The following is a 24,161-nucleotide window of genomic DNA, read 5'->3' as shown; positions in this document are numbered from 1 at the left end:
GGAGTCACCGACTCCCGGCGCCTGCGACGGCAGCGAGAGCCTCGGGAAGCGTGAACCGGCCGGCGTAGAGCGCCTTGCCGACGATCGCGCCCTCCACGCCCAGCGGAGTCAGTTCGGCGATGGCGAGCAGATCGTCGATCTGCGAGATGCCGCCCGAGGCCACCACCGGGGCGTCGGTGGCGCGAGCCACCTGCTCCAGCAGTTCCAGATTCGGCCCCGACAGCGTCCCGTCCTTGCTCACGTCGGTGACCACGTAGCGCGCGCAGCCGTCCTCGTTGAGGCGATCCAGGGTGTCCCAGAGGTCGCCGCCCTCGGTGACCCAGCCACGCCCGCGGACGGTGTAGGAGTCACCGTCGCGGGTCACGTCGAGGCCGACCGCGATCTTGTCGCCGTGCTCGGCGATGGCGCGCGCGCACCACTCGGGGTTCTCGATCGCCGCGGTGCCCAGGTTGACCCGGGTGCAGCCGGTCGCCAGTGCGGCCGCGAGCGACGCATCGTCGCGAATGCCTCCGGAGAGCTCCACTTTCACATTCACCTCGGCGGCGACCTGCGCGAGCAGTTCGCGGTTGTCTCCGCGACCGAACGCCGCGTCGAGGTCGACCAGATGCAGCCACTGGGCGCCGTCTCGCTGCCACGCCAGTGCGGCGTCGCGCGGCGAGCCGTACGAGGTCTCCGACCCGGCCTCACCCTTCACCAGGCGAACCGCCTGACCGTCGACCACGTCGACGGCCGGGAGGAGTTCGAGGATGCCCATCAGTTCTGTTCTCTTCTCTCGATGATCGGTACGGGCGTCACCACCCGTACGTCCACTTTCCGCGCGGCCCGGCACCCGCCGGGACGCGATCAGTTCTCTTCCGCTGCGCGCCTGCGTTCCAGTTCCGCACGACGCAAGTCGATCTCCCGCTGAATCCCCGACATCATCCGCCGCGAGACCAGCGCGATCACGACGACCATCGCCAGGATGGACCCGATCGCGACGCACAGCGCCGCAGTGGGATAGGGCCGGGCCAGCAGCAGCACGACCGGCAGCAGCACGGCGAGCGTCAGCACCCCCGCCCCCAGGGAGTAGAACACCAGCTTCGCGAACGAGAACTGCTGTGCTGCTTCGCTCTTCGCATTCACCTAGGCGAGCCCCCCGATCCAGTTCCGCAACAGCTGGGCGCCGACGTCGCCGGACTTCTCCGGGTGGAACTGCGTGGCCGACAGCGGACCGTTCTCCACCGCGGCCAGGAACCGTCCCCCGTGATCGGACCACGTCAGCTTCGGCGCGACGAGCGGCGAGCCCATCGAGTCCATCTCCCACTCCTGCACTCCGTACGAGTGCACGAAGTAGAAGCGGGCGTCGTCGTCGATCCCGGCGAACAAGGTGGAGTCCGCGGGTGCGTCGACCGTGTTCCAGCCCATGTGCGGAAGCACCGGGGCCTGCAGGCGCGTGACGGACCCCGGCCATTCGCCGCAGCCCTCGGTGTCCACCCCGAACTCGACGCCGTGGCTGAACAGGATCTGCATACCGACGCAGATGCCGAGGACCGGCCGCCCGCCGGCCAGACGACGGCCGATGATGCGATCGCCGCGGACGGCCTTGAGTCCGGCCATGCACGCGGCGAACGCACCGACGCCCGGGACCAGCAGACCGTCCGCGTTGATGGCGGTCTCGAAGTCCGACGTGATCTCCACATCCGCGCCCGCACGCTCGAGCGCACGCTGCGCGGACCGGAGGTTGCCCGAACCGTAGTCGAGCAGCGCCACCTGCTTCGAGCTCACAGAGCGCCCTTCGTCGACGGGATTCCGCTGGTCCGCGGGTCCGGCTCGACCGCCGCCCGCAGCGCCCGGGCGACGGCCTTGAACTCGGCCTCGGTGATGTGGTGCTGATCTCGGCCGTAGAGCACGCGGACGTGCAGTGCGATCCGGGCGTTGAGCGCGATCGACTCGAAGGCGTGCCGGTTCAGCACCGTCGCGTACGAGACGACGGGCTTCGCGCCGCCGGAGTAGCCGCCGATCACGGCGGTCAGCATGTGATCGGGTTCGCCGGTGTGCACGCAGTACGGGCGGCCGGAGACGTCGACGATCGCCTGGGCGAGGGTCTCGTCCATCGGGATCCACGCGTCGCCGAAGCGGCGGATGCCCTTCTTGTCGCCGAGCGCCTCGCCGATCGCCTGACCCAACACGATGCAGGTGTCTTCGACGGTGTGGTGCGCCTCGATCTCGATGTCGCCCTTCGCGTGGACGGTGAGATCGAAGCTGCCGTGCGCGCCGAAGGCGGTGAGCATGTGGTCGAAGAACGGCACCGAGGTGTCGATGTCGGTCTTCCCCGTGCCGTCGAGATCGATCTCGACGACGATCGACGACTCTCGAGTGGTGCGCTCGATGCGAGCTGTGCGGTGCTGGGCTGTGGTCACTGCGGTTGCTGCTGCTTTCGGTCGGTGTCGGCCAGCTCGGCGCTGACCGTCAGGAACACGTCGTTCTCGGCCGGTAGTCCAATAGTCGCACGCAATCGGCCCGGAATGCCGACATCCCTGATCAGGACGCCGCGGTCGAGGTATCGCTGCCAGGTGGCCGGCGCGTCTGCGAAGTCTCCGAACAGGATGAAGTTGGCGTCCGACGGCGTGACGTCGTAGCCCATCCCCGCGAGCGCGGCGACGACGCGGTCGCGCTCGGCGGCGATCGCCGCGACGCCGCCGAGAGTCTCCGGCGCGTGCTGCAGCGCCGCGCGCGCCGCGGCCTGCGTCAACACCGACAGGTGGTACGGAAGTCGGACCAGCAGCAGCGCCTCGATCACCGCGGGCGCCGCCGCCAGGTAGCCGAGGCGGCCACCGGCGAACGCGAACGCCTTGCTCATGGTCCGCGAGACGATCAGCTTGCTGCCGAACTCGTCGATCAGCGCGGTGGCGCTCGGCTGCGAGGAGAACTCGCCGTACGCCTCGTCGACGATCACGATCCCGGGTGCGGCGCCGATGATGGCGCGCAGGTCGTCGAGGGGCACGCTGCCGCCGGTCGGATTGTTGGGCGAGGTCACGAAGACGACATCGGGACGGTGCTCGGCGATGGCCGCGACCGCCTGCTCGGCGTCGAGAGAGAAGTCGTCGGCGCGGTACGCCGGCACCCACTCGGTCTGCGTGCCGTCGGAGATGATCGGGTGCATCGAGTACGACGGCACGAAGCCCATCGCGCTGCGGCCCGGTCCACCGAAGGCCTGCAGGATCTGCTGCAGGATCTCGTTGGAGCCGTTCGCCGCCCAGACGTTGTCGACCGAGAGCTCCACGCCGGTCGCGGAGCTGAGATACGCGGCGAGGTCGGACCGGAGGCCGACGGCGTCGCGATCCGGGTATCGGTGCAGTTCCTCGGAGGCGGCCGCGACGGCCTTGGCGACGTCGTCGATCAGGGCCTGGCTCGGCGGATGCGGGTTCTCGTTCGTGTTGAGGACGACCGGGACCTGGAGCTGGGGCGCACCGTAGGGCGACTTGCCGCGCAGCGCGTCGCGCAGTGGAAGGTCGTCGAGGGTCACCGACCGGCCGGGAATGCCTCCGCTCATTCGGCGTCGCCGCCGAACCGGGCCTGGACCGCCTCGCCGTGCGCGGGCAGGTCCTCGGCGTTGGCCAGGGTGACGACGCGGTCCGCGATCTCGGCGAGGGCGTCGCGGTCGTAGTCGATGACGTGAACACCGCGCAGGAAAGTCTGGACCGACAGCCCGGACGCGTACTTGGCCGAGCCGGACGTCGGGAGCACGTGGTTCGACCCCGCGCTGTAGTCGCCGAGGCTGACCGGTGAGTAGGTGCCGACGAAGATCGCGCCGGCGCTGGTGACGCGGTCGGCGACGGCCTGTGCGTCGCGCGTCTGGATCTCGAGGTGCTCGGCGGCGTAGGCGTCGACCACGGCGAGTCCGGCGTCGACGTCGTCGACCAGGACGATGCCCGACTGCGGACCGGCGAGCGCGGTCTTGACGCGCTCGGAGTGCTTAGTGGCCGATGCGGCCCGCTCCACTGCCTCGTCGACGGCGTCGGCGAGGGCCACGCTGTCGGTGACGAGGACCGACGCCGCGAGGACGTCGTGCTCGGCCTGGCTGATGAGATCGGAGGCGACGACCGCCGCATCGGCCGAGTCGTCTGCCAGGATCGTGATCTCGGTGGGGCCGGCCTCGGAGTCGATGCCGACCACGCCGCGGACCAGGCGCTTGGCCGCGGTGACGTAGATGTTGCCGGGACCGGTGATGAGGTCGACCGGGTCGAGGACGCCGCCGTCGGTGTCCTCGCCGCCGTAGGCGAGCAGCGCCACGCCCTGTGCGCCGCCGACCGCCCACACCTCGTCGACGCCGAGCAGCGAACACGCCGCCAGGATCGTCGGGTGCGGCCAGCCGCCGAAGTCGGCCTGCGCGGGCGACGCGACGACGAGCGAGCCGACCCCTGCCTCCTGCGCGGGAACCACGTTCATGATGACGCTCGACGGGTAGACGGCGTTGCCGCCGGGAACGTACAGGCCCACGCGACGGACCGGAATCCACTTCTCGGCGACCGTTCCACCGGGCACCACCTCGGTGACCGAGGTCTGGCGACGCTGGTCGGCATGCACCAGGCGGGCGCGCCGGATCGACTCCTCCAGCGCATCGGTGACCGCGGGATCGAGGTCGGCGCGCGCCTTCGCGATCACGTCGGCGGGGACTCGGACGGAACCGGGGCGGACCTTGTCGAACTTCTCGGTGTAGTCCAGTGCGGCAGAGGCACCGTGCTCGGCGATCGCTTCGACGACGGGGGTGACCGTGGGCAGCACGGCGTTGACGTCGGTTCCGCCGCGCGGCAGGGCGCGACGCAGTTGGCTCAGCGTCGGGGTACTGCCTCGCAGGTCGGTTCGGGTGAGCATGATCGTCGAGTCTCCGAATTCGCGTTCTGGTGAAGGTGTGGACTCCGTCCAGGATATGCGTTCACGGCAAGTCGTTTCTGCACCGCTCCCGACGAGTGAGTTCCGACACCCCTTTGACAATTGGTAACTTAATGGATACGAATCGAGATGTGGACGTGTTCGCGGCATTGGCAGACCCCGTCCGTCGCAGCCTCCTCCTCCGCCTGCGACGCGGGTCGGCGCGAGTGGTCGACTTGGCAGCAGACCATTCGATCAGCAGGCCGGCGGTCAGCAAACATCTCCGGATACTCACCGACGCCGGACTGGTGGACGCGGTTCCGTCCGGTCGCGAACGCCACTATCACCTCGTCAGCAGCGGCGTCGATCCCGTCCAGAGCTACCTCGATCAACTTCGCCGGGCGGCGCCGCCGATCCCCGAACACGCCCTCGACGGGCTCGACATCGAGGTGCGTCGCACCAGCCGGGAATGTCGTTCGACCCCGCCGGATACCAAGGAGAACACCGCATGAGCACACCCGCCCCGACCGGCCGCCGCCTCGCGACAGCGGACGGCACGTCCTGCGAATGGCAGCGCACGTTCCGAGCCCCATCGACGATGTCTGGGCGGCGGTCACCGAACCCGAGCGGCTGGCACACCTCAACCGCCTCGTCGCAGCCGAGAACGGGGCGGATCCCGCGACCGTCGACTTCGCGGACTATCACCCGAACGAGGCCTTCGCCGCGCACTACCGCGCCGAGTTCAGCTAGACGCTCAGCGGGGATCGACTTCACCCGCCTCGCCACCAGTTGAAAGGCCACAACCACGGCTGCACTCCAACTGTCGCGCGAGCACGCGATTCGCCGCACACCCTTGACACATTGAGGCGCCCATCACATACTTTCTCAAAGTGTATGCAAAAGTGTGTACATCAAATCAGGCGGTGTTGCTCATGACCACATTCCCCCGAGAACCCCTTGCCGACGCGACCGCGCGCGGACCGGTTCCCTGGTCCCTCGACCTCTCCACCACAGACGACCCCCAGGTCGTCGCGGACCAATTGCACGACGACTACTCCAATCACGTGGTACCCCCGTCGATGCGGCTCGGCCGATGGCAGCTCACCATGTCGTTCTGGTCGCTGCTGTCAGCGATGGTCTGGCTCTTCTACGGTGCCCTCGCGGCCAGCCTCTTCGGGACCGTGAACGCGATCATCGCGATTGTCGCTACGGTGATCGTCTACAGCCTCCTCAATGAGATCTTCGCGCGGTGGGCGATCCGCACCGGACTCAACGCCACGCTCATCTCGCGCCAGACCTTCGGCGTCCTCGGCGCGACGTTCGTCGCGCTCCTGCTGGCGGCGAACACCACTTACTACGCGGTCTTCGAATCGAGCACGCTGGCCGTCGCCTTAGCTCACTACACACCCGACTGGCCGATCGCGGTGTGGTACGCGATCGTCTGCCTCTGCATGCTCCCACTCATGCTCGGCGGCGTCCAGACGTTCATGGCCAAGCTCAACGGCGCACTACTTCCCGTCTACTATGTCGGCCTCGTGGCGGCGGTCATCGTGACCGCGATCCGGTTTCCCGTCGGCTCGGCGTGGCTCGACTTCGACGGTGTGGTGCCCGCGTCCGAACGTGCGTACCCCGGCTGGTTGCTCGCGTCCATGCTGTTCATGGGAATCTTCATGAACATGGCGATGACCATGGACTTCGGCCGCTTCGGTCGCGTTCCGGATACCGGATTCCATACGAAGGTGACCTTCGGCTGGGTTTTCAACACGCTGCTGTTCCTGGTCAACGGAGTCGCAGGCATCTTCCTGGTGCGATCGGTGATCCCCGACGAGCCTGCCGCGGAGACCGGCGTCGTCACCGCTCTGATCACCAGCATGGGCGTGTTCGGCCTGCTGTTCATCGTTATCTCGCAGACCCGGATCAACTCCCTCAACTACTACGAGTCGTCCACCAACTTCTCCCGCGTCATCACCTCGCTCACCGGCCGCCGGGTCCCCCGACTCGTGCTGGTGGTAGGGCTGACGATCCTGGTCTTCGTCCTCATGCTCACCGATGTCTTCAGCTACCTGGATCGAATGCTCGGCTGGCAGGCCGGCCTCTTCGTCGGATGGATGGCCATCCTCGCCACCCACTTCGTGCTCACCAGGGGCTGGCGCGCCACCGAGTTCCGCGCGCAGCGGATGCCTCGACTCTCGTGGGGATTCGCCGCCTGGATGGTCTCGGCCGGCGTCGCCATCTGGCTCGAGGAGTCCGCGCACGTCCCCGACCGCCTCGCCGCCATCGCCCCACTCGTGGCACTGGTGATCGCCGTCGTGCTGTACACCGCGGTCTTCTACCGGGCGCCCCGCCGGACGCCGCTTGCCGTCTCCGATGTGCGCGACGAGGTCGCCGACCCCTGGGCCGAGTACGTCCGCTGCACCGTGTGCGAGAAGAGTTACATCGCTTACGAGATGGACCGGAACCTCCATGCGGATGACCAGGGCGCGATCTGCGACGCGTGCGCCATCGGAAACCGAGCCCGCCACTTCGACTGACGCCGATCAACCCGACCCGAACCAGCAGCCCCGGAAGAAGGTTCTCCCATGATCACCGACCTGCCCCGCCACGCAGGCACCCCAGCACCGCATCCCGCATCCGAACCGACCGCTTCGGAGTCCGGTGCGCCCACGTTCCCTGCACTCGGCCGACCCGGTGCCATCGGGGACCTCCAGATCCGCAACCGTGTGGTGAAGTCGCCCCAGGCGACTGCCACCGCGAACCAGGACGGCTCCGTCACTGCGCGCACCGTCGATCACTACCGCAGGCTCGGTGAGGGTGGGATCGGACTGGTGATGGTGGAGTACAGCTACGTCGATGACGACGCATCGAAGGCGATACACAATCAGATCGGCATCTCCCGGCGCGAGCACGTCGCCGGCCTCGGATGGCTGGCCGATGTCGTCCGCTCCACTGGGGCCAAAGTCGGGATCCAGATCGCCCATGGCGGCCGACAGAAGTTTCTCGGCACTCCGCCCATGAAATCGGCGTCGGGGTCGTCGTGGAGCGAGGCCGAGGCCGTCGAAGGCCACCGGCCGGTGCCGATGACCACCGAGGAGATCCACCAGTTGGTCCAGGACTTCGGCGCCGCCGCCGCCCGCGCGCACGACGCCCGTTTCGACCTCGTCGAAGTCCACGCCGGACACGGCTACCTGATCACCAACTTCCTGTCCCCGCACACCAATGACCGCACCGATGAGTACGGCGGATCATTCGAGAACCGGGCACGCATCCTCCTAGAGATCGTCGATGAGATCCGGCAACGGGTGCCCTGGGACTTCCCGTTGTCGGTCCGACTCTCGGTGGTCGACTACGAACCCGACGGAATCACCATCGACGAGACGGTCCGGCTCGCCCGCCTGCTTCAGGAACACGGGGTGGACGTGATTCATGCGTCCGGCGGGCACCACGCGCTGATGGAGTGGGAGGTGAGCCCGTGGTTCATGCCCCGGGCCCTGCACAAGTGGGGATGGGAACAGATCCGCGACGCGGTCGACATCCCGGTGATCGCCTCCGGTTCCCTGGTGTCGCCAGAGGTCGCCGAGGAGATCCTCGCCGCGGACTCCGCCGACTTCGTCTCCCTCGGCCGGGCAATGCTGGCCGATCCCGACTGGACTGCCAAGGCGCTCGGTGGCCGTCGTGCGGAGATCACCCCGTGCATCCGCTGCAACGACGGCTGCCTGCATCGGGGCCTCAACGCGGGCCGGAGTTCGGGCTGCAGCGTCAATCCGAATCTCAACGAGGAACGCAGCTTTCCGCTCGAGCTCACCGACCGCCCGGCCGAGATCGCGGTGGTCGGTGGTGGAATTGCAGGCATGCGCAGCGCCGCGCTCCTGTACGACCGCGGGCACCGCGTCACACTCTTCGAGCCGGACCGACTCGGCGGCGCGCTCCGATTCACCAGGCAATGGACGAGCAAGACCGATCTGCGCGCCCTGGTCGACCACTTGGAATCCGAGGTGACCCGTCGCGGGATCCTCGTGCTGCCGGTACGGGCCGGCCTCGACGATCTCGCAGGCTTCGACGAGATCGTCCTGGCGACAGGCGCGCCGGACCGCGTCGCCAAGGTCGAGATCGCAGGCGACGCCTCCCCGACCAGCCCGACGCTGGTGAGCCCGACAGACATCACCGGTGACACCGTGGTGATCGGCGGCGGATTCTCCGGGTGCGACTGCGCGCTGCGCATCGCCCGAGAGTGCCCGAACGCCAAGGTGACCCTCGTCGAGCAGCACGAGGATCTGCTGAGCGGCGACGAGGTGTTCACCGATGCGATCGCACTGCCCGGGCTCCTCAGCCAGGCCGACGTGCGGGTGCGGACCGCCACCCGCGCGCTGTCAGTCGCGGCCGACCACGTGATCGTCGAGACACCGAACGGATCCGAACGCCTCCCGGCCCAGACCGTCGTGATCGCAGCCGGACGTGCACCCGCAGGCGACGACTTCGCCGACGCACTCCGCACCCGCGGCCAGGCGGTGACCGTCATCGGGTCCGCCGACCGCCCCGGCCGAGTGTTCGACGCCATCCATTCCGCCTACTTCGCCGGCCGCCGCCTGTGACCGGCGAGGTCTATCCTCAGCATCCTTGCTGCCCCACCCGTCCCGGCCCGTCGCGCCGAACGGCCACTCACCACTCATCACCAGGAGACAATCCTATGCAGTACCATCAGAACGGCTTCAGCGTCGGCGACCCGGACCTGATGCCCGCCGCCCCGGGCCGCGAGCAGGCCGGACCGCTGCGGGACGGCAGCACGATGGACGTTCTCGTGGTCGGCACCGGACCCGCTGGACTAATCCTCGCCGCGCAACTGAGCCAGTTCCCGGAAATCACGACCCGCGTCGTCGAGAAGCGCGACGGTCCGCTGCAGTTCGGTCAGGCCGACGGACTGTCGTGCCGCAGCATGGAGATGCTCGAGGCCTTCGGCCTGAGCGAGATCCTGCTCCGCGAGTCGTACTGGACCAGCGAGACCTCGTTCTGGCGGCCGGATCCGGCCGACGCCGACCGCATCGTTCGCACCGATCGGGTCCCGGACACCGAACCCGGCCTGTCGGAGTACCACGAGGTGATCGTCAATCAAGCTCGGCTACTGGACCTCTTGATGCAGGTCATGGTGAAGTCACCGACGCGGCTCACACCGGACTACGGCACTGAGTTCGTCGGTCTCGAGGTGGACGACCCGCACGCGGCCGACGCCGACGAATCGTACCCGGTCCGGGCAGTGCTGCGCCGGGCCGACGGCGCGATCACGGTGCGGACCAAATACGTCGTCGGCTCCGACGGCGCACACAGTGCGGTGCGGAGCGCGATCTGCGCGCCGATGCACGGCGACCGCACCAACACCCCGTGGGGTGTGATGGATGTCCTGGCCATCACCGATTTCCCCGACATCCGGCTGAAGTCGTTCATCTCCTCCCCGCACGGCAACATCCTGGTGATCCCACGCGAGGGCGGTCACCTGGTGCGGATCTACATCGAGTTGGACCAGGTGGACATCACCGGGCTGGCCTCGCCGCGCGACATCACCCGCGAGCAGATGGTGGAGACGGTGAACAAGGTCCTGGCCCCATACCGCATCGACGTCAAGGAGTTCGCGTGGACCTCGATCTATGAGGTTGGCCAGCGGCTGACTGAGCGCTTCGACGATCTGACGCCAGAATCGCCCGCCGAGGCCGTCCCCCACGTGTTCATCACCGGCGACGCCTGCCACACCCACTCCGCGAAGGCCGGACAGGGCATGAACGTGTCCATGCAGGACGGCTTCAACCTGGCGTGGAAGCTCGGTGCCGTCCTGCGCGGCCAGTGCGACGAGTCATTGCTGCGGACCTACTCCACCGAACGCCAGCAGATCGCCCAGGACTTGATCGACTTCGACCGCGAATGGAATCGAGTGCTCGATTCCGACCCGGTGCGATTCCAGACCCTGTTCGCCGAACAGGGCCGGTTCACCGCCGGAGTGGCGACCCATTACAGGCCGTCGCGTCTAACCGGCGGCGCAGACCATCAGCATCTCGCTGCGGGTTTCGTCGTCGGGGAGCGGTTCCATTCCGCACCGGTGATCCGGGTTGCAGATGCCAGGCCGATGCACCTGGGGCATGTCGCACGAGCCGACGGCGCCTGGCGTCTGTACCTGTTCGCCGACGCCGCGGATCCGTCCGCGGCAGACTCCCGCGCCGCAGCGCTGTGCGACCATCTGACCGAGTCGCCGGCCTCCCCGTGGCGGCGGTACGCCGAGTCGGGCGGCGATCCCGCGGAGGTGTTCGACGTGCGCGCCGTCTACCAACAGGACCATCGCGACATCGATTTCGGGCAGACCCCCGCCCTCCTGCGGCCGACGTGCGGTGCACTGGGACTCACCGACTACGAGAAGATCTTCGCTCCCGACCTGCGCAGCCCCGGCACCGATGTCTTCGACATGCGCAGCGTGAATCGGCAGTCCGGAGCACTAGTGGTGGTGCGGCCGGACCAGTACGTCGGTGCGGTTCTGCCGCTGGACGCATTCGGCGAACTGGACGCCTACTTCGCGGACATCCTGCGTCCGACAACGGTCCCGAGCCGCACCGGCGCCAACCGTGCCACCCACTCCGACCACCGCACACCGCGCGCACCCCTGGCATCGGCGCGCAATTACTGAGCCCCCGGCGACTCGGCCGGTATCCCCGGAAGGCCACCAATGCCAGATCACGAACTCGAGACGACCGTTCTGATCGTCGGTGCCGGACCCGCAGGACTGACGATGGCACTGACCCTGGCTCAGTACGGGGTGTCGCACCACCTCGTCGAGCGGTATGCGGGCACTGCGCACATGCCGCGGGCACATATCGTCAACCAACGCACCACCGAGATCATGCGGCACCTCGGCATCGAGGACGACCTGATGCGGGCCGCCGTCCCCAACGAACTCATGGCCAACAACCTGTATGTGACGACTCTCAATCGTCCCGAGGTGGCCCGCCGGGAGGTGTACGGCCGCGGTGCCGACCGACGGCCGCACTACTCGCAGGCCAGCCCCTGCGAGGTAGTCAACTGCCCCCAGACCGTGTTCGAGCCGCTACTGGTGAACGCGCTGCGCAGGACCGGCTCCGACGTCCACTTCCAGCAGGAATGGCTGGACGTGCGCAATGACGGCGACGGGTACATCAGTACTGTCTGCGACCTACGCACCGGCACCACCCACACCGTGCGTTCGCGATTCATTGTCGGTGCCGACGGCGGCCGCTCCCGAGTACTCGAGGCGGCCGGGCTCCACCTGAACGGACAGACCGCGCTGTTCCACGCCGCGAGCATCTGGTTCACGGCGGACCTGAGCTCTTACCTCGCCCATCGACCCGGCGTCCTCGTGTTCAATGTCCACCCGGGGCCGCTTCCGCCGCAACGGCTCGGAACGCTGGTGTGCCATCATCCGTTCGACGAGTACGTCCTCATTCGCTACTACGATCCGGCGCGCGAAGATCTCACCGCGATGACTCCCGATGACGCCCGCGCCCACATCGAGGCCTTTGTCGGCGAACCACTGGACCGTGTCGAGGTCAAGGGTATCTCCGGCTGGACAGTCGACAGACAGTCGGCAGTGAGGTACTCGAACTCGGGGATCTTCTGCGTCGGCGACGCGGTACACCGGCATCCGCCGAGCAGCGGCCTCGGTCTGAACATGTCGATCGCGGACTCCTTCAACCTGGCCTGGAAGATTGCGCTGGTGGACCAGAACGTCGCCGGCCCCGGGCTGCTGGAGTCGTACGACACCGAGCGCCGACCCATCGACGAGGCCGGCGTCGCCCGAGCCGTCAACAGCCTGATCGAGTCGATGGAGCTCACCGACGCTCTGGGACTCGCCGATGATCAGACCGAGGAGGAGGGATGGGCCGCGCTCGCCGAACTGGACGAGGCGTCACCGGCCGGTGACGCCAGGCGGCGAGCTCTGACCGAGGCGCTGGACGTGTCGGACCTCCAGTTCAACGCCATCGGACTCGAGCTCGGCTACGCCTACGAGGCAGGCGCCGTGATCCAGGACGAGGCACCCGACCGCCGCCCGGCCCGGCAGCAGGTCCTCGAGTACCTGCCCACGACTCGCCCCGGCAATCGGGTCCCGCACGCCCGACTGGAACGCGACGATCTCCCCCTCTCGAGCATCGATCTGGTCGACGGCCTGCAGTTCGCACTGCTGGTCGGCCGCGGAGGTGGGGTCTGGCGGGAAGCCGCAGAGCGCGTATCCGGGGATCTAGGCGTCGAGATCGCAGTCCACACGATTGGACCGGGGACCGCGATCCGGGACCCCTACCGCGAATGGGACGACCGCTGCGAGGTCAGTCACTCCGGCGCAGTGCTGGTGCGCCCGGACAGGCACGTCGCCTGGCGAGCCCGCCAGGCGGGGCCCGACCCGACCGCAAGTCTCCTCGATGCAATCAGGACCATTCTCGACCGATGACTCGCCCGTTCGCTTCCGTTCGCGGGCCCGTCACCACACCATCGGTAGCTCGTCGCCCCATTCAACCGGGTGCTCAACCCCACAAACAAGGAGAGGTCAATGGATGATTCAATCGAATCCGCCACCATTGGTCGAAATCAGGCCCCGTCGACGGCCCGCTCGATCGCGATCATCGTGTCACTGGTCCTGATCAGCGAAGTGGTCTCATTCGAGTTCAATATGATCAGTCCTGCACTACCCGCGATCGGGAAGCACTATCAGGGCAGCCAGATCGGCTGGGTATTCACCGCGATGCTGATCGTCGGCGGTGCATCGTTGCCGATAATCGGAAAGATGGGTGATAGGTTCGGCAAGCGACTGATACTGCTGTCTGGCACTGGATCGCTGGCTTTCGGGGCGATCCTCTGTGCCTTGTCGTGGTCGTTCCCGGTGATGATCGTCGGTCGAGCGTTCCAAGGTGTGGGCATGGTCGCGCTCGTGCTGACATACGGGCTGGTTCGGGACCTGGTACCTCCGCGGTTGGTCCCCATTGGTATCGGAGCACTGGGTACCGGTGTCGGCGTCTCTGCGATCATCGGCCCGTTCATCGGAGGCTGGTTGACCGAGACTGTCGGCTTTCGCGCACCGTTCGTGGTTCTCGCTGTCTACGCGATGGCGACGATTCTTCTGGTCTTCGCCGTGGTCCCCGAAACACCAGTCCGCAATCCCCAGTACATCAATTACCTGAGCGGACTGTCGCTCGGCGTTACACTCGGATTCTTGATCGCCGCGGTCACCTTTGCCGGCTATCGAGTGCCACTCTTCATCGTCGGAGTCCTCGCCCTAGCCGTCTTCGTCATCTCCGAATTCCGATCCCGGAGCCCGTTGGTACCACTACGCTTCGTGCGTGACAGTGGGATCCTTCCGATCCTGATCGTCGCGATCCTGATCGGCGCGATCTTCAACAGCAATGTCACGTTCATCCCGCAGATTCTGCAGAGCAAGGCGACCGACGGTCAGGGCAATGGCCTCGGCCTGTCACCGGCGACTTATAGCCTCTACTACGCAGTCGTCATGGGAATCTTCGGAGCCCTGACCGGCGTCCTAATCGGCTTCCTCTGCCGCAAATTCAGCCCTCGGCTCTCCTTCATGGTCTCGGCAATCGCATGGTGCGTCGGCGCCGCGTTGGTCGCCACCGGTTCAATCAACTCGATTCCTATGGCGATCGTGCTCGGCGCGCTATTCGGCATCGGCACCGGAAGCTACCACTCCTCGGTCTCGAACCTTGTCGTTGAATCAGTACACGACACGGACCAGGGACTGGGTGCCTCGCTCAAGACGACCGCCGAACAGTTCGCCGGCGCCGTCGCCACAGGATTCCTTGGGGTCCTTGTAGTTAACAGCACAGTTGGAACCGATTCAGCCACGGGGACCCGCGTTGTCGACATGTCTGGATTCGACACGATCTACGTCATCTACGTCGTTCTTGCTGCGCTCGCATTGCTCGTCGCAGTTTTCATGAAGAACGGCCGGCAACCGGCCTCCGGAGGGACCCGCACGCAGAGCGTCGAATCCAGCCCGCTCAAGCCAAGCCCACTCGAACCCAGCAAGTAGGTGCAGATATGTCCGTGGATAGTTCTTTCAAACTCGTTCTTCTCGGTACTCGCGCGGGGCCTCCCGCCGACCAGCACCGCACCGGTATCGCGACCGCAGTCGTGGTGGATGGCAACGTGTACATGGTCGACTGCGGCCGTTCAGCGGTCACCCAGTATGTGAAGTCCGGGCTCCGATTCGACACCCTGCGCGGAATCTTCCTCACCCACCTGCATGCAGATCACATCGCCGACTATTACAATTTCATTCTTCTGGCGGGTAACTCCCAGAACCGCAACATCGACCCAGTCACAGGACTCAATGACACCCTCTCGGAGAAGATCGGCGTCTGGGGGCCCGGCGCTGCCGGCGGCCTGCCTGAGAAGTTCGGCGGCGGCAGCGCACCGACTGTTGGCGAGGACGAAAACCCCACGCCTGGCACGCGCGAAATGACGATGCTGTGTCATCGCGCATATGCATACAGCAGTAACCTCTTTCTCCGCGACATGGGGATCAGGGATCCACGAAGCCTGGCCGAAGTGAACGACATCGCCATCCCGGACATCGGGGCCGACTTCCAGAACCGAGCTCCCGACATGGAACCTTTCGTCGTCATGGACGATGGAGTCGTAAGAGTCAGCGCAATCCTGGTTCCGCACGGGCCCGTATACCCTGCATTCGCTTTCCGCTTCGACTGCGCGTATGGCTCGGTGACCTTTTCCGGTGACACCGCCTACAGTTCCAACTTGATTCGACTCGCCGACTCATCCGACGTACTCGTGCACGAAGCACTCAATCTGGAGGGCTGGGACTCATCTAGCCCAGCGTTCTTCGATCATCTCCTGCAGAGCCACGTCGAGGTGCAGAAGGTCGGAGACATCGCGGCGAAAGCGCGCTGCGGCAAGCTAGTTCTGTCTCATATCGCCGATATGGCTGAGAACCCGATTCCGGTCGACAAATGGCAGCGCTGGGCGCAGTCCGGGTACGACGGTGAAGTCGTCGTTGGCGAGGACCTGCTCGAGGTTCCGATCGCTTAGGCCGTCGATGCCGAGACTAATTCCCGCTGAAGGCACTCGCCCGCGACGAAGCTCTATCGGCGGCCACGCGCGCATCCGCCACGAAGAATTGCCGATCGGCACCGCGAAATGGATACACTTCGAGTGAATCGTTCTCGCAACGCGCCGTCGTTGAATGAACCGTCCTACGCACCAGGGGGAAACGTGGCCAACCCGGAACCACTGCTCAGGACCGGTACCACGGTCGACGACCTGCATGCCGCATTGCGGGAACGGGTGATCTCCGGCGATTATCCACCCGGCGCGCGAATGTCGCAGGCGCAGTTGGCGGCCGAGTTCAACGTCAGCCGTACTCCGCTGCGCGAGGCCCTGCAGCGACTCGAGGCAGACGGCCTGCTGATCGCCTCCGCCAACCGCGGTATGCACGTGGCGCCGGTCGTCAACTCCGAGACCGAGGAGAGCTACGCGCTCCGGCTGCTGATCGAGCCACCGACCGTGTCGGGGCTGATCGACGAGTTCACGACCACCGACTTCGATGAGATGCGCACCGCTCTCGACGAGATGCGCGAGACCCGTGGACACGGCAGGCGATTCCAGGATGCGCACGACCGGTTCCACGACGTCGCACTGAATCGGTACCCGGCATCGTTCCGCGATCTCATCAAATCACTGCACATTCGCATCTACCGGCACCAACGTGTCTACCTGGCGCACAACCGCACCCCCGACGACTTCATCGGTGTCGATAATCTGTATCTGGACGCCCTTATTAGCGGTGAGAGCGGACTGGCGCATCACGTCCTGCAGTTCCACCTGACCGATGCGGCACTCGGCTTGGTCTTGGATGCGGACTCCGATCACCGGTTCGCATCGCTCCTGGTGGCCCTGCGCGGTCGCGGCATCGACGTCGAGCACACGGCTGACGGAACCGTGGTAAGACCGGCCGCCATCACCTGGTCCACCCCTACTTCGCCGATGCCGTCACTGCGGACGTCGAATCTCGTCTTCATCTCCGAAGCCGAGCTCGTCGACGACGTCGGATGACCGCGAACAGCTCAGCAGAGCGCCGCCGGTTCCGAGACTTTCTCGGAACCGGCGGCGCTGTTCTGCTAGTCGTCGACCTCTACGGGGCCAGCAGCGCACCGGCGCGCGGGACTACCTGATCGAGACCCAGATCTCCAAGGAGACGCCACGTGGTGGCCGCGGCCGCCGACAGCACGGGGATGTCGAACCGCTGTTGCAGGGCGTCGAGCACCGGCAGCGACGGCATCTGCACGCACGCACTGATCACCAGCGCGTCAGCGCCCGAGGTGCTGACCCGCTCCGCGTGTCCGAGCAGGTTACGCGGATCCAGCCGTCCCACGGCCAGGTTGTCGGCGACCTCCAGGCTCAACGAGTCGACCACTGTGAACCCCTCGTACTCGATATAGTCGCAGACCGTGGCGGTCAGCGGCTTCATGTACGGCGTCACCACGGCCAGCTTGCGGACTCCGAGATGCGCCAGCGCCTCGGTCAGCGCACCGGCCGAGGAGACCACGGGGATCTCGTTGCCGCTCTCCTCCGCCGCAGCGGCGGCCAGCTTCTGCTCCGACTCCCGGTGGTAGCCCCTCCCCTGCGACATGATCGCCACCAGGCACGCGTAGGCCATGACGTCCACGCGGGCATCCGCCAGCTCCACCGCGCAACGCACCGAGTCCGCGTCCATCGCGGTAAGTTCCTCTGGGGTCACGTGCTTCATCCGCATCCGGGACGAGTGGAAGGTGAACCGCTCGTCCGGCCGGATCTCTCGGCGGGCGTTCAGCATCGCCGGGATCTCGGTCTCCATCGTGGTGTTGGAGCTGGGGACCACCAGGCCGACGCGGTGGTTCGTCGCGGCCCAGTCATCCTGTTGGAGTCCGGCATGCAGGTCAGTCATCGGTTCCTTCTCTCGGTTCGGTGGCACCGACAGTGATCACGGTCGGCTCGGTGGCGTACACGGCATGCTCCCGACGACCGGCCAGAACGGGCAGTTTGCTGCGGGCGGCGCCGACACGGTCCAGATCGAGGTCCACGGTCTGCACGGCCTCGGTCTCGGTCCCCAAGTCGGCGAGCACCTCGCCCCACGGCGAGACCGCGAGCGCGTGGCCGTACGTCGGGAAGGCGTCGACCACATCCGGCGTCGACGATCCGACCGTCGCGGGCGCGATCACGTAGGCCAGATTCTCGATGGCGCGCGCCCGCAGCAGCGTGTGCCAGTGCGCCTCGCCCGTCGATTGCACGAACGCCGACGGCACCAGCAGCACCTCGGCTCCCGCAGCGGCCAATTCGCGGGACAGTTCCGGGAATCGGACGTCATAACAGATGAGCATTCCGATCCGGACGCCGTCGACGTCAAGCAGCGTCGGGGCGGCGCCCGCGCGCTCCACCGACGACGCCTCGAACGACTGCCCGCCGATGTTCGCGTCGAATAGATGGATCTTGTCGTATCGGCCGACGATCTGGCCCGACCGATCGATCACGAGGGCGGAGTTGAACACCCCGTCCGGCGTCGAGTTCTTCAGCCCGCCGACCACCAAGACCACTCCGAGGCGAGCCGCCGCGTCTCGCAATGCGGCAATTGTCGGCGAGTCCGCGTCGAACGCCGCCTCCCGCATCGCAACGTTGCTGCCGAGCATCAGACCGTTCTCCGGGAGCACGACGATCCGCGCGCCGTCGGCGGCCGCACGCTCGATCACCCGCAACGCTACAGCGGTGTTCGCCGCGACATCGGTGGTGGCGTGCCACTGGGTCAGACCGATCTTCAGGGACCTGCCGGGCGCGGTCATCGGCTCACACTGTCGACCGGGACCTGCGCGGCAGCGCGTTCGGCTACGGCACGCTCCAGGTCCATGCGGACCACCGTCCAGCCACCGCCGGATGCCTCCATCGGCTCGTACGCGTACACTTCACCGTGCACGGCCGGGCCGGTCAGCCCGAGCATGATCAGCCAGTTCGGGAACTCGTACTGACCGTGCTCCAGGAGGGCGAACGGTTCCAGAGCGGCCAGGTCCAGACCGCGACCGGCCTCGAGCAGTTGCAGGATGTAGGAGTCGAACTCGACGTCGACACCGCCGAAATGGCCCGGATCCAGCCAGTGGGAGAGACCGCCGGTCGCCAGGAAGGCAACGCGCAGCCCCGACTCGGCGACCACCGAACGCATCGCCTCGCCGAACCGCCGAGCGTTGAACGGCGAGAACGACCGCGCGGGCTGGGTGATCACCGGAATCACCGGCAGATCGGGGCGCGGCAGAACCAATCGAAGCGGAACCACCAGACCGTGGTCGAGGTCGACGACCGGCGCCTCCTCCACCTCCAGTCCGGCCTCACGCACCGCCGCGGCGAGCTTCCGCGAGAACTCCGGCGCGCCGGTCAGCTTCAGGTCCAGGTCAGGCCGGGAGAAGAACTCCATCGACCCCTCGTGGTTCATCGACTCACCGAGGACGACGTGACCGGTCTCGAAGCTCTGGAAGTGGCAGTCGGCGGACACCAGGATCACATCGGGCGCTGCGGCCACCAGGTCATCCTTCAGCCGCGCGTAGCCCTCGAGAAGGCGGTTCACCGCTTCTTCTGGATCGATCTCGGGCCGGGCCAGCAGGTCCGGAACATGCGAGCAGCCACCGGCGAAGACCAGGTTCTCCGGAACGTCCGGAACCGGCAGCGGAATGCTGTGGTCGACGGTGAATCCGCCGGTGCTCGTCGAATCGGACAGATCCCCGGAGAACCACCGGCTGACGAGGATGGTCATTCCATCGTTGAGGCCGACCGAGCGCAGCCGATCACGGTCCCCTGCGAGGATCACCTCGGCCCATTCCACGTCCAGGCCGAGCAGCTCCGGAGCGCGAGTCGGCTCGTCCCGAACGGCCGCCAGCAGCTCGCTGTCGCGCGCCAGCGCCAGAATCGCGTGTTCGATGGTCGCTTTGTTCATCGGTTGCTGGGCGCTCACGGGATCACTCCTCCACCAGTTCGCCGTCACGCACCACGACGTGGTCGTCGATCGAGACGGTGCACCCGCCCATCGGGACGTCCAGATGTGCGGGCGTCTCGCGGCCGGCGAACCGGTTCGACCCGGTCGACCACATGAAGTTGCCTGCCGTGGAACGCAGTTCCTGCCCGTACAGCGACCGCGGCTCGTAGACGTCGAAGGCTGACCACCGTGCCTGCGGCAGCAGCCCCCAGCCCATGTGGCTCAGGGCCCACACCTCGCTGTCGTTCCAGGCCTCGAAGTAGTCGTTGAGGATGCGTGCGTCGGCGCCGTCACCGCTGACCTTCGCGATGAATCCCTTCTCCACCTCGATCGTCACGGGGCTCTGCACGTACCGCTGCCAGGGGATCAGCGCATCGCCTGGCTGCAGCACGATGCGCCCCTCGGCGGTACGGTCGTTCGGGAAGCATGCGACGAAACCCGACGGCCAGTGATCCCACCGGCCCGGCTCGTCGACATAGCCCCACTGGTGGGTGATAGGCAGATCTTCACCCGCGATGTCCGCGGTGAGATCGGTGCCCGCGGCGCTCGTGACGTGCAGGGTGGAACCGGCCCGCAGGCGGTCACCGCCGGCTTCGACCGACGCCCGCAGATCCGTCGAGCCCATCAGTCGTTCCAGAACGTCGTTCGGCTCGGCGACGAACAGCATCCGCTTGCCGTTGCCGGTGATCCGCGTGCGCACGTCCGAGTGGATCAATCCGCCGACGGTCACGTCGACGACGAAGTCACACTCGCCCGCCGCAGCCAGCAGCGGCGCGACCTCGCGGCCGTCCGGCGTGTACGGCGGCAGCATCGGACTCGAGAGGCTCGATGCGTGCAGCACCAGTGCCCCGGCGCCGAGCTGGCGGGCCGCGGCCACCGCGGCGTCCACATATTCCTGTTTCTGGCCGAGTTCGGCGATCACACCGACGGTCTCGGTCGGTTTCACATCGCACAGGCGGAACTGGTCGACGAAGTTCTCGGTGAGCGTCTTCGGCATGGTGAATCTCCTTGTTTCGGGTTTGTTGGGCGCCGTGTCCGACGCTGTTGTCTGAGCCGGTGATACGTCAGTGGGCGGCGCGGACCGCACCGCCGTCGACGGGTACTGCGGTGCCGGTGATGAACGAGGCCCGCGCGGACGCGAGGAAGGCGACCACGTCGGCGATCTCCGCCGCCTCGGCCCACCGCCCGAGCGGGATGTCCCGCACCACTGCGGCGTTCTCCTCCTCGACGGTGGTGCCGTTCGCCTCGGCCTTGATCTCGGCGATGCGCTGGGTCCGGTCGGTGCCGGTGGCACCGGTGAGGACCTGATTGACGCGGACCCCACTACCGGCGACCTCCGTCGCCAGCGACTTGATGAACGCCGAGGCCGCCGACCGATAGCTCGTCGAGAGCACGCCGCCGGGCGCAGGCTGACGCACCCACGTGGACGACAGCAGAACGATAGAGCCGACCTCCGCATCGGCCATGTGCCGTGCCGCCGCGGTACCGATCTGCACCACGGGCCGCAGCAGCAGGTCGTGGGCCGCGGTCCAGTCCTCCCACGTGGTCGACAGCACCGGGGTGATCTTGGGACCGGCCGTGTTGAGGACTGCGGCGTCGAGCCTGCCGAACCGCTCGACGACATCGTTCACGAGAGCGGCGGTCGCTTGCTCGTCGGCAAGGTCGTGCGGCAGATTGACGATCCGACCGCCGTCGAGGAGTTCTTCGGCGTCACCGCCCGACCGCGAGGCAGCCACCACCGTCATCCCTTCGCGCGCCAGCCGTTCGGCGGTCGCGCGGCCGATGCCGCGGGATGCCGCGGTGACCAGCGCGACTCCGCTGTGAAGTCCCAGATCCATGAACAGTTCCTTCCGTCAGAGATGGTCAGTGTGCAGCAGTCGGCGCAACCGGCCGTGCCTGCAGCAGAGTGAGTGCTTCGCCGAGGCCGATCACATCGGCGTACTTGGCGTCCAAGTCCAGAAGAGCGGCGTCGTGCGGAGCCTGCTCGCGGTCGCCGACTGCCTCTCGGACGACGAAGACCGGCAGGTCGGCGGTACAACCGTCGACGGCCGTCGCTCGAACACATCCAGAGGTCGTCGCGCCGACCACCAGGATGCTGTCGACCGACGAGGCGGAGAGGAGTTCTGCCAGACCTGTCCCGGCGAACGCCGACGCCGCCTGTTTCACCAGCACGGCGTCGCCGTCGGCTGGCGCGACCCGGGCATCGATCTCCACACTGCGGTCTCCGAGACGCAGACCTTCGAGCGCGGGCATCTTCTGCAGCCAGGTGCCACCCGTTCCGTCGTCGTCCGGAAACGCGATCGTCGTGTACAGGACGGGGACGTCATTCGCGCGGGCCGCCGCCAGCAGGTCCGCGGTGGCGTTCACCACGTGGTCGAGGTCGAAACCCGGCGCGTAACGCGGCTCGGTGAAGCCGTACTGAAGGTCGACGACGACGAGAGCGGGCGCCGTACCCGGAGTGAGCCTGCCGAGAAGTCCGCCTTTTGCGTAGCGTTCCCGGACGCCGTCCGCGTCAGTCATGGCGATCAAGCCTCCCGCTATAGTGTATGCATTTTTGCATACACTTGATTATGCAGGTTGGAGGTGCAGTGCACAAGAGGTATCTCACAGCGGATTCACCGTGCCGCAGCCGCGGCGACCGCAGCGGCGACGGCAGGCACCACGCGCGGATCCAGCGGGCTCGGCACGATCCGATCCACCGCGAGCTCGTCCGCGACCACGTCGGCGATCGCTCGCGCCGCAGCCAGCTTCATCGCCTCGGTGATCTCCCGGGCGCCCGCGTCCAGCGCGCCCTTGAAAACACCGGGGAACGCGAGCACGTTGTTGATCTGATTCGGGTAGTCACTGCGGCCGGTCGCGACGATCGCCGCGTGCTTCCGCGCCAGATCAGGATGGATCTCCGGGTTGGGATTCGACATTGCGAACACGATCGCGTCAGGCGCCATCCCGGCGACGGCCGCATCGGGGACCGTGCCCGACGACACGCCGATGAACACATCGGCGCCGTCGAGCGCGTCCCCAACCACACCACGACGGTTCGCGGGATTCGTCCGTTCAGCGAGTTCCCGCTTCATCTCCGTGAGATCCGTGCGGTCGCGGCTCACGATGCCCTTGGAATCTAGCATCACCACATCGCGTACGCCGCCGGCGAGCAGGATGTTCGCGATCGCGACTCCGGCGGCACCGGCCCCGGAGATCACCACACGCAGGCCTGCGAGCTCACGCCGCTGCACGGCGCACGCACCGTAGAGCGCCGCCAGCGCGACGATCGCAGTGCCGTGCTGATCGTCGTGCATCACCGGACAGTCGAGTGCGGCCTTGACTTTCCGCTCCACCTCGAAGCAGCGCGGCGCCGCGATGTCCTCCAGGTTCACCGCCCCGAAGCTGTGCCGCATACGCACCAGCGTCTCCACGATCTCGTCAGGATCGTTGGTGTCGAGCACGATTGGGATGGAGTCCAAGTCGGCGAACTGCTTGAACAGCGCGGCCTTCCCCTCCATCACCGGAAGGGACGCCGCCGCACCGATATCACCGAGCCCGAGCACCGACGATCCGTCCGTGACGACGGCGACCAGCCGATCAGTCCAGGTGTATTCACGGCGCAACTCCGGCCGCTCCGAAATCGCCGTGCACACTTGGGCGACGCCGGGGGTGTACGCGATCGAAAGGTCGCGCTGCGATTCCAGCGGCACCGACAACCGGACCCCCAGCTTGCCCCTCCGGTGTGCGTCGAATATCGCATCGCGCGTGATGACCTCGGCCGGCGGTGTTGCGACGTCCGATTCGGACCGAGTGACGGCGGATTGGGACACGACCATGGTGAGAACTCCTTGAGATCGGGACGATCCGGTAAGTGTATACACTTTTAGATCTCGGCGTGGCTCCAATCACGAGTCGCCCCCGATCCAGCGGGGAATCAACGACGGCGCATCCACCGCCGGGCGATCACACCCAGAACGAATGCGACGAGAACCCACCCACCGGCGATCCCCAGCCGCCAGAAACGCTGCTGCACGCAGATGTCACGCTCCTCGCCCGACAGGCGGCGCAATTCGTCGCCGAATGCCTCTCCGGTCGGCGACTGGACGACGGCCGCGCAGATGATGCTGTCGGCGGAACCGCTGTTGACTGTAGAACCCGCGAACAGGCAGTCCGCGGCGAAGTAGAGGGCCACGGCCGCCAGGAAGGCGACGACCGCGCCTGCGCCGAACGTCTTGGGTCTGTCGGTCTCGTCCGGCTCTCGCTGGTAGTGGTCAGGTGACATCGGTCCGCCTCGCCACGATCATCC

At 66.8% G+C, this 24,161-nt stretch carries 23 protein-coding genes; 9 read left to right on the top strand and 14 right to left on the bottom strand.

Annotation, left to right across the window (positions count from 1 at the left end):
* Positions 1-4: 4 nt before the first annotated feature.
* The 6 genes from priA to hisD all read right to left on the bottom strand — a co-directional run bounded on the left by priA (position 5) and on the right by hisD (position 4,854).
* Positions 5-754 carry a bifunctional 1-(5-phosphoribosyl)-5-((5-phosphoribosylamino)methylideneamino)imidazole-4-carboxamide isomerase/phosphoribosylanthranilate isomerase PriA gene (gene priA, locus SCNU_RS06730; protein WP_009678602.1) on the bottom strand — a complete coding sequence of 250 codons (750 nt, stop codon included), beginning with the start codon at positions 752-754 and terminating at the stop codon, positions 5-7.
* Between the two features lie 89 nt (positions 755-843).
* The gene (locus SCNU_RS06725) at positions 844-1,122 is read right to left on the bottom strand and encodes a hypothetical protein (RefSeq protein ID WP_009678601.1); all 279 of its coding nucleotides are present in this window, start codon (positions 1,120-1,122) and stop codon (positions 844-846) included.
* Positions 1,123-1,764, bottom strand: a complete 642-nt coding sequence (hisH, locus tag SCNU_RS06720) for an imidazole glycerol phosphate synthase subunit HisH (RefSeq protein WP_009678600.1) — start codon at positions 1,762-1,764, stop codon at positions 1,123-1,125.
* A complete protein-coding gene (gene hisB, locus SCNU_RS06715; protein ID WP_009678599.1) occupies positions 1,761-2,399 on the bottom strand; it encodes an imidazoleglycerol-phosphate dehydratase HisB in 639 nt (212 codons plus the stop codon). The genes hisH and hisB overlap by 4 nt, the downstream gene beginning before the upstream one ends.
* Positions 2,396-3,532 (bottom strand): histidinol-phosphate transaminase, encoded by a 1,137-nt coding sequence (locus SCNU_RS06710; RefSeq protein WP_009678598.1) that lies wholly within the window; start codon positions 3,530-3,532, stop codon positions 2,396-2,398. The genes hisB and SCNU_RS06710 overlap by 4 nt, the downstream gene beginning before the upstream one ends.
* Positions 3,529-4,854 (bottom strand): histidinol dehydrogenase, encoded by a 1,326-nt coding sequence (gene hisD / locus SCNU_RS06705; protein WP_009678597.1) that lies wholly within the window; start codon positions 4,852-4,854, stop codon positions 3,529-3,531. The genes SCNU_RS06710 and hisD overlap by 4 nt, the downstream gene beginning before the upstream one ends.
* A 149-nt stretch (positions 4,855-5,003) precedes the next feature.
* Between hisD and SCNU_RS06700 the strand changes: the two genes are divergently transcribed.
* The 9 genes from SCNU_RS06700 to SCNU_RS19975 all read left to right on the top strand — a co-directional run bounded on the left by SCNU_RS06700 (position 5,004) and on the right by SCNU_RS19975 (position 16,935).
* Positions 5,004-5,363, top strand: coding sequence for an ArsR/SmtB family transcription factor (locus tag SCNU_RS06700; RefSeq protein WP_009678596.1), 360 nt, complete (start codon positions 5,004-5,006; stop codon positions 5,361-5,363).
* A 55-nt stretch (positions 5,364-5,418) separates the two neighbouring features.
* A complete protein-coding gene (locus SCNU_RS06695; protein ID WP_009678595.1) occupies positions 5,419-5,601 on the top strand; it encodes a hypothetical protein in 183 nt (60 codons plus the stop codon).
* A gap of 182 nt (positions 5,602-5,783) precedes the next feature.
* The gene (locus SCNU_RS06690; RefSeq protein ID WP_139025851.1) at positions 5,784-7,382 is read left to right on the top strand and encodes a purine-cytosine permease family protein; all 1,599 of its coding nucleotides are present in this window, start codon (positions 5,784-5,786) and stop codon (positions 7,380-7,382) included.
* A 48-nt stretch (positions 7,383-7,430) separates the two neighbouring features.
* Complete coding sequence (locus SCNU_RS06685) at positions 7,431-9,440, top strand: oxidoreductase (RefSeq protein ID WP_009678593.1); 2,010 nt, start codon at positions 7,431-7,433, stop codon at positions 9,438-9,440.
* A gap of 95 nt (positions 9,441-9,535) precedes the next feature.
* Positions 9,536-11,512: an FAD-dependent monooxygenase gene (locus SCNU_RS06680; protein ID WP_009678592.1), complete on the top strand. Its 1,977-nt coding sequence runs from the start codon at positions 9,536-9,538 to the stop codon at positions 11,510-11,512.
* Positions 11,513-11,551: 39 nt separating this feature from the next.
* A complete protein-coding gene (locus SCNU_RS06675; protein WP_009678591.1) occupies positions 11,552-13,303 on the top strand; it encodes an FAD-dependent monooxygenase in 1,752 nt (583 codons plus the stop codon).
* 99 nt (positions 13,304-13,402) lie between these two features.
* A complete protein-coding gene (locus SCNU_RS06670; protein WP_009678590.1) occupies positions 13,403-14,896 on the top strand; it encodes an MFS transporter in 1,494 nt (497 codons plus the stop codon).
* An 8-nt stretch (positions 14,897-14,904) separates the two neighbouring features.
* Positions 14,905-15,912: an MBL fold metallo-hydrolase gene (locus tag SCNU_RS06665; protein WP_009678589.1), complete on the top strand. Its 1,008-nt coding sequence runs from the start codon at positions 14,905-14,907 to the stop codon at positions 15,910-15,912.
* A gap of 183 nt (positions 15,913-16,095) precedes the next feature.
* Positions 16,096-16,935 carry a GntR family transcriptional regulator gene (locus SCNU_RS19975; RefSeq protein ID WP_009678588.1) on the top strand — a complete coding sequence of 280 codons (840 nt, stop codon included), beginning with the start codon at positions 16,096-16,098 and terminating at the stop codon, positions 16,933-16,935.
* 79 nt (positions 16,936-17,014) lie between these two features.
* Here the strand turns inward: SCNU_RS19975 and SCNU_RS06655 are convergent, their stop codons facing one another.
* From SCNU_RS06655 to SCNU_RS06620, 8 genes are all read right to left on the bottom strand, one after another.
* Positions 17,015-17,806, bottom strand: coding sequence for a maleate cis-trans isomerase family protein (locus SCNU_RS06655; RefSeq protein WP_009678587.1), 792 nt, complete (start codon positions 17,804-17,806; stop codon positions 17,015-17,017).
* Positions 17,799-18,695 (bottom strand): nitrilase-related carbon-nitrogen hydrolase, encoded by an 897-nt coding sequence (locus SCNU_RS06650; RefSeq protein WP_009678586.1) that lies wholly within the window; start codon positions 18,693-18,695, stop codon positions 17,799-17,801. The genes SCNU_RS06655 and SCNU_RS06650 overlap by 8 nt, the downstream gene beginning before the upstream one ends.
* Positions 18,692-19,852, bottom strand: a complete 1,161-nt coding sequence (locus SCNU_RS06645) for a DODA-type extradiol aromatic ring-opening family dioxygenase (RefSeq protein ID WP_009678585.1) — start codon at positions 19,850-19,852, stop codon at positions 18,692-18,694. The genes SCNU_RS06650 and SCNU_RS06645 overlap by 4 nt, the downstream gene beginning before the upstream one ends.
* Positions 19,853-19,856: 4 nt before the next feature.
* The gene (locus tag SCNU_RS06640) at positions 19,857-20,870 is read right to left on the bottom strand and encodes a 2,5-dihydroxypyridine 5,6-dioxygenase NicX family protein (protein ID WP_009678584.1); all 1,014 of its coding nucleotides are present in this window, start codon (positions 20,868-20,870) and stop codon (positions 19,857-19,859) included.
* Positions 20,871-20,937: 67 nt separating this feature from the next.
* Entirely contained in the window at positions 20,938-21,711 is a 774-nt protein-coding gene (locus SCNU_RS06635; protein ID WP_009678583.1) for an SDR family oxidoreductase, read from the bottom strand.
* A 25-nt stretch (positions 21,712-21,736) separates the two neighbouring features.
* Positions 21,737-22,393: an isochorismatase family protein gene (locus SCNU_RS06630; protein WP_009678582.1), complete on the bottom strand. Its 657-nt coding sequence runs from the start codon at positions 22,391-22,393 to the stop codon at positions 21,737-21,739.
* 95 nt (positions 22,394-22,488) lie between these two features.
* On the bottom strand, positions 22,489-23,691 hold the full coding sequence (locus SCNU_RS06625) for an NAD(P)-dependent malic enzyme (protein ID WP_009678581.1): 1,203 nt from the start codon (positions 23,689-23,691) through the stop codon (positions 22,489-22,491).
* A gap of 98 nt (positions 23,692-23,789) precedes the next feature.
* Positions 23,790-24,137 carry a hypothetical protein gene (locus tag SCNU_RS06620; RefSeq protein WP_009678580.1) on the bottom strand — a complete coding sequence of 116 codons (348 nt, stop codon included), beginning with the start codon at positions 24,135-24,137 and terminating at the stop codon, positions 23,790-23,792.
* Positions 24,138-24,161 lie beyond the last annotated feature (24 nt).

Origin of the sequence: Gordonia neofelifaecis NRRL B-59395 (genome assembly GCF_000192435.1) — a bacterium.
GTDB classification, from domain to species: Bacteria; Actinomycetota; Actinomycetes; order Mycobacteriales; family Mycobacteriaceae; genus Gordonia; species Gordonia neofelifaecis.
This window is presented reverse-complemented; position numbering and strand designations above follow the sequence as displayed.

Excerpts from the sequence above, each read along its gene's own strand:
- priA (WP_009678602.1), bottom strand. The coding sequence starts at position 754 with ATGGGCATCCTCGAACTCCTCCCGGCCGTCGACGTGGTCGACGGTCAG.
- SCNU_RS06710 (WP_009678598.1), bottom strand. The coding sequence starts at position 3,532 with ATGAGCGGAGGCATTCCCGGCCGGTCGGTGACCCTCGACGACCTTCCA.
- hisD (WP_009678597.1), bottom strand. The coding sequence starts at position 4,854 with ATGCTCACCCGAACCGACCTGCGAGGCAGTACCCCGACGCTGAGCCAA.
- SCNU_RS06695 (WP_009678595.1), top strand. The coding sequence starts at position 5,419 with ATGGCAGCGCACGTTCCGAGCCCCATCGACGATGTCTGGGCGGCGGTC.
- SCNU_RS06690 (WP_139025851.1), top strand. The coding sequence starts at position 5,784 with ATGACCACATTCCCCCGAGAACCCCTTGCCGACGCGACCGCGCGCGGA.
- SCNU_RS06685 (WP_009678593.1), top strand. The coding sequence starts at position 7,431 with ATGATCACCGACCTGCCCCGCCACGCAGGCACCCCAGCACCGCATCCC.
- SCNU_RS06680 (WP_009678592.1), top strand. The coding sequence starts at position 9,536 with ATGCAGTACCATCAGAACGGCTTCAGCGTCGGCGACCCGGACCTGATG.
- SCNU_RS06675 (WP_009678591.1), top strand. The coding sequence starts at position 11,552 with ATGCCAGATCACGAACTCGAGACGACCGTTCTGATCGTCGGTGCCGGA.
- SCNU_RS06670 (WP_009678590.1), top strand. The coding sequence starts at position 13,403 with ATGGATGATTCAATCGAATCCGCCACCATTGGTCGAAATCAGGCCCCG.
- SCNU_RS06665 (WP_009678589.1), top strand. The coding sequence starts at position 14,905 with ATGTCCGTGGATAGTTCTTTCAAACTCGTTCTTCTCGGTACTCGCGCG.
- SCNU_RS06655 (WP_009678587.1), bottom strand. The coding sequence starts at position 17,806 with ATGACTGACCTGCATGCCGGACTCCAACAGGATGACTGGGCCGCGACG.
- SCNU_RS06650 (WP_009678586.1), bottom strand. The coding sequence starts at position 18,695 with ATGACCGCGCCCGGCAGGTCCCTGAAGATCGGTCTGACCCAGTGGCAC.
- SCNU_RS06640 (WP_009678584.1), bottom strand. The coding sequence starts at position 20,870 with ATGCCGAAGACGCTCACCGAGAACTTCGTCGACCAGTTCCGCCTGTGC.
- SCNU_RS06635 (WP_009678583.1), bottom strand. The coding sequence starts at position 21,711 with ATGGATCTGGGACTTCACAGCGGAGTCGCGCTGGTCACCGCGGCATCC.
- SCNU_RS06630 (WP_009678582.1), bottom strand. The coding sequence starts at position 22,393 with ATGACTGACGCGGACGGCGTCCGGGAACGCTACGCAAAAGGCGGACTT.
- SCNU_RS06625 (WP_009678581.1), bottom strand. The coding sequence starts at position 23,691 with ATGGTCGTGTCCCAATCCGCCGTCACTCGGTCCGAATCGGACGTCGCA.
- SCNU_RS06620 (WP_009678580.1), bottom strand. The coding sequence starts at position 24,137 with ATGTCACCTGACCACTACCAGCGAGAGCCGGACGAGACCGACAGACCC.